Origin of the sequence: Microcystis sp. M144S2, from assembly GCF_020246065.1 — a bacterium.
Classification (GTDB): domain Bacteria; phylum Cyanobacteriota; class Cyanobacteriia; order Cyanobacteriales; family Microcystaceae; genus Microcystis; species Microcystis ichthyoblabe_A.
The window spans coordinates 1-3,760 of sequence record NZ_JADBTR010000060.1 but is presented as its reverse complement, the minus strand read 5'-3'; the positions used below and the strand labels follow the sequence as shown (position 1 = coordinate 3,760).

The 3,760-nt window shown below is 45.3% G+C and carries 4 protein-coding genes; 2 read left to right on the top strand and 2 right to left on the bottom strand.

Annotation, left to right across the window (positions count from 1 at the left end; all coding sequences use genetic code 11):
* Positions 1 to 432 precede the first annotated feature (432 nt).
* The gene (locus IM462_RS07950) at positions 433 to 648 is read left to right on the top strand and encodes an NAD(P)H-quinone oxidoreductase subunit O (RefSeq protein ID WP_002758722.1); all 216 of its coding nucleotides are present in this window, start codon (positions 433 to 435) and stop codon (positions 646 to 648) included.
* Positions 649 to 674: 26 nt separating this feature from the next.
* Positions 675 to 1,652: a malate dehydrogenase gene (gene mdh / locus IM462_RS07945; protein WP_002803506.1), complete on the top strand. Its 978-nt coding sequence runs from the start codon at positions 675 to 677 to the stop codon at positions 1,650 to 1,652.
* On the opposite strand, the gene IM462_RS07940 is transcribed toward mdh, so the two are convergent.
* Together IM462_RS07940 and IM462_RS07935 are read right to left on the bottom strand one after the other, a co-directional pair.
* The gene (locus tag IM462_RS07940; RefSeq protein WP_287702922.1) at positions 1,653 to 2,780 is read right to left on the bottom strand and encodes a THUMP domain-containing class I SAM-dependent RNA methyltransferase; all 1,128 of its coding nucleotides are present in this window, start codon (positions 2,778 to 2,780) and stop codon (positions 1,653 to 1,655) included. It abuts the gene before it with no gap.
* A 429-nt stretch (positions 2,781 to 3,209) separates the two neighbouring features.
* Positions 3,210 to 3,560 (bottom strand): slr1601 family putative cell division protein, encoded by a 351-nt coding sequence (locus IM462_RS07935; RefSeq protein ID WP_287702923.1) that lies wholly within the window; start codon positions 3,558 to 3,560, stop codon positions 3,210 to 3,212.
* Positions 3,561 to 3,760 lie beyond the last annotated feature (200 nt).

Sequence of the window (3,760 nt, the reverse complement as noted above, 5' to 3'; positions counted from 1 at the left end):
CTTATCCTGACTTGATTTCAGTTTTTTCTTTGTCAGTAAGGGTGTCAACAAGGAATATTACAAATTGTTAACCGAGTCTTGAAAGCCTTGTGCTACAAAGGTTTGAAATGTTAAGAAAGATGTGACTAAAGGACAGCTTATTAAGGGGGATCCCCCCGCCTATCGGCACCCCCCTTATCAAGGGGGGCAGGGGGGATCGGCACCCTCCTTAATAAGGGGGGCAGGGGGGATCGAACCTAAAATCCATTTTTAATTTAACTATAACCAGCCACCTAAGTACATCAAAGCTTTTAGCTTAACCAATTAGGTTTTAGATTCGGCCTTTGGTATCGGTTATCAGTTCACTGATGACTGAAAAAGCCCTTGTCAGAGGTCTGCCCGAATATGTAACAATTTATGGGAGAAACCCCCAGCAAATCTAACGAGAAAAACATGGCAGCTACAATTAAGAAAGGAGCTTTAGTCCGCGTGGTGACGGGAAACCTAGAAAATAGCCTCGAAGCCCTAGCCAGCGATCGCCGTTTACCCAGTTATATGTTCAACTCGACAGCAGAAGTCTTGGATGTAAAAGATGATTACGCTTTGATTAAATTCTACGTTCCTACCCCCAGTGTGTGGCTAAAGCTCGAACAACTGGAACCCGTCTGATGAGGATATTGCCTCATCCATAAATCATGGTTGACTTCTACGATACACTCATCCCCTGTCAATCGCCCCGAGTCTCGGTTATTGGTGCTGGTAACGTCGGACGCACCCTGGCCCAACGCATCGCCGAAAAAAACCTCGCTGATGTGGTTCTCCTCGATATCGTCAATGGTTTGCCCCAGGGTATTGCCCTAGATTTGATGGAAGCTCAGGGCATAGAACTGCACGACAGCGAGATTATCGGCACTAATAACTATGAAGACACGGCAGGCTCGAATATTGTCGTGATTACGGCTGGATTAGCCAGAAAACCGGGCATGAGTCGCGATGATCTCATGAATGTCAATGCCAAAATTGTCGTCGAGGCCGCCACTAAATGCCTCAAGTATTCTCCAGAGGCCATTTTTATCGTCATCACTAATCCCCTTGATGTGATGACCTATCTAGTCTGGCAAGCAACTGGTTTACCCCCCCAAAGAGTGATGGGAATGGCCGGAGTCCTCGATTCTTCCCGTTTACAAACCTTTATCGCCATGGAATTGGGGGTTAGTACCGCCGACGTTCATGCTATGGTTTTGGGTGGTCACGGTGATTTAATGTTACCCCTACCCCGTTACTGTACCGTCAGTGGTGTGCCGATTACCGAATTAATGGACGAGATGACAATTAATCGTTTAGTGGAGAGAACTCGCAACGGTGGGGCTGAAATCGTCAAATTACTGCAAACTGGCGGCGCTTATTACGCCCCTGCTTCCTCTGCCTGTACCATGGTCGAGACGATATTGAGAAATCAATCCCGTTTACTGCCGGCGGCAGCCTATCTTAAGGGTGAATACGGTTTACAGGATGTCTATCTGGGGGTTCCCTGTCGCCTAGGCTGTCGGGGTGTGGAAAGTATTCTGGAAGTGCGTTTGACCGATGCTGAACGTCTGGATTTACATACTTCTGCCGCCTCAGTTCGTCAAAATGTTCATTTAGCCCTTGACAGTCTCAAGGTTTTGATGTAGTTAATACAACTCATATTTTAAGAGGGTACAGGGCAGAGAACCGTTATACAAGGGAGTGCGACGGGAAGAACGCAGACCGATTTGTTTAGTCAGTTCTTTGTTTCCCGATAAAATATAGGCTGTCCAACCCTTAAACCTCTGTTTTAAGACATCACCGAAGGATTTATATAGGGCCCCTAATTCTTCGGTATTGCCCAATCTTTTGCCGTAAGGGGGATTACAGAGAATAATCCCTCGATCGCTCGTCGGTTCTAAGTCGGTGATGCTTTGCAAGCTAAAATTAATGTGGTCCTGCACTTGACAAAAATAGGCATTATCCTCGGCCTGATGCAAAACCTCGTAATCGGCATCACTAGCATAAATTGGCGCATTTAGCTGAGATTTTTGTTTTTCTTTAGCTTCCTTAACCAAAGATTGCCATAAATCCGGTTGATAGTCTGGCCATTTCTGAAATCCGAACTGGGAACGAGATAAACCGGGGGCAATATTTAAAGCTTTTAACGTCGCTTCGATGACAATAGTTCCCGAACCACAAAAAGGGTCTAAAAGCGCCATATCATCCTGCCATGCCGATAATTCTACCAAAGCAGCGGCGAGACTTTCTTTCAGAGGTGCGACTCCCATGGCCCGATGATACCCGCGACGATGTAAACTGTGACCAGAACTATCTAAACTAAGCACACAGCGATTTTTCTCGATATGAGCGTTAATTTGCAGGTCGGGGTTTTCTGTATCCACAAAAGAACGGGGATTCCCCTGTTGACGCTGTTGGTCGATAATAGCGTTTTTGATGCTTAAGGCGGTGTAATGGGTGTGATTGAGGCGATCGTTCGTTCCCGTACATTGTACCGCTAAAGTTTCCTCACTGGTGAGATAATCGCGCCAATCAATGGCTTGAATGCCATCATAAAGTTCCTTCCCATCCCCACAGGGAATTTCGGCAATGGGAACCAAAACCCGAAAAATAATTCTTGACCAAAGATTGACTCGATAGAGTAGGGCCAGATCTCCCTGAAAATGGACTCCGGTGAATACGGGTTTCACTTCTTTGGCCCCTAGGAATTCTAATTCCCTAGCGGCAATTTCTTCTAGTCCCCTCGCGGTGGTAGCAAAATAGGATCGAGTCATTTCAGTTATCAGTTATCAGTTATCAGGTTTCAGTGACTAGCGCTGGTCGTTGGTAGCTTGAAATCAGAAAGATTTTAATTTTTATCCTCTTGTGAATTCCTATCTGATTCGCTCAAGTCAGTGACTTTCTCTCACTTATGGTGAGCAGCAGAAGTTATTCAAAGAGGGCGAATGCAATTCGCCCCTACAATGATATTATTGTGCCAATGGTAGGGGCGCACCGTGGTCAGTGAGTTTATCGAACTGCGTGCGCCCAAACTGTCCTATAGATAGATATTTCTTCAAAATTCAGATGCACCCATAATAATCCTTTTTTGTCAAGGCAGAAATGCTTAAGAATTGTGTCGCTATGGTCATTAGTTTTATCCCGACTCTGTGGCCCTCTCCTCTAGAGTCTTAACAAGTAATTGAGATGCACAAGCAGCTAATCTACTGAGAAACCCAAAAAATGCGTCTTTGATTGGGATCCCGTCGGGGACTTTGTTCCCCCATGACTTGCCGCGCTTGACTAGGATCAAAGCTGCGAGTAAATTGACCGCGCAATTGATTAACCCGTTCCTCCTTTTCCTGGGCTGCCAAACGCAGTTCTTCCAGTTTTGCCTGTTGCATCTGTTGGTAGGGTAGCAAACGAGCGATCGCAAAAACTGCCGTGATGGAAAGAGCGCTATAGGCAATAATTCGCAGCCAAATCTCGATAATTTGCCAGTTTTGGGATTTATTGCCGCTTTTTGGCTTTTTTCTGTTTTTTTTGTCGGTTTGGTTTCGTGTTCGTGCGGTCATAGATTTATGAGTATAAGTAAAATCGGTCAGAAAGGTGGCTAAGTAGCTGGTTATAATTTAAAAATGGATTTTGCCTTTAATCCCCCCTTGATAAGCTATCCCTTATAGGGATCTTTCTTAACAATTTTTGCAGTAAGCACTCCAACCCTTATCCTGACTTGATTTCAGTTTTTTCTTTGTCAGTAAGGGTGTCAACAAGG

Excerpts from the sequence above, each read along its gene's own strand:
- IM462_RS07950 (WP_002758722.1), top strand. The coding sequence starts at position 433 with ATGGCAGCTACAATTAAGAAAGGAGCTTTAGTCCGCGTGGTGACGGGA.
- mdh (WP_002803506.1), top strand. The coding sequence starts at position 675 with ATGGTTGACTTCTACGATACACTCATCCCCTGTCAATCGCCCCGAGTC.
- IM462_RS07940 (WP_287702922.1), bottom strand. The coding sequence starts at position 2,780 with ATGACTCGATCCTATTTTGCTACCACCGCGAGGGGACTAGAAGAAATT.
- IM462_RS07935 (WP_287702923.1), bottom strand. The coding sequence starts at position 3,560 with ATGACCGCACGAACACGAAACCAAACCGACAAAAAAAACAGAAAAAAG.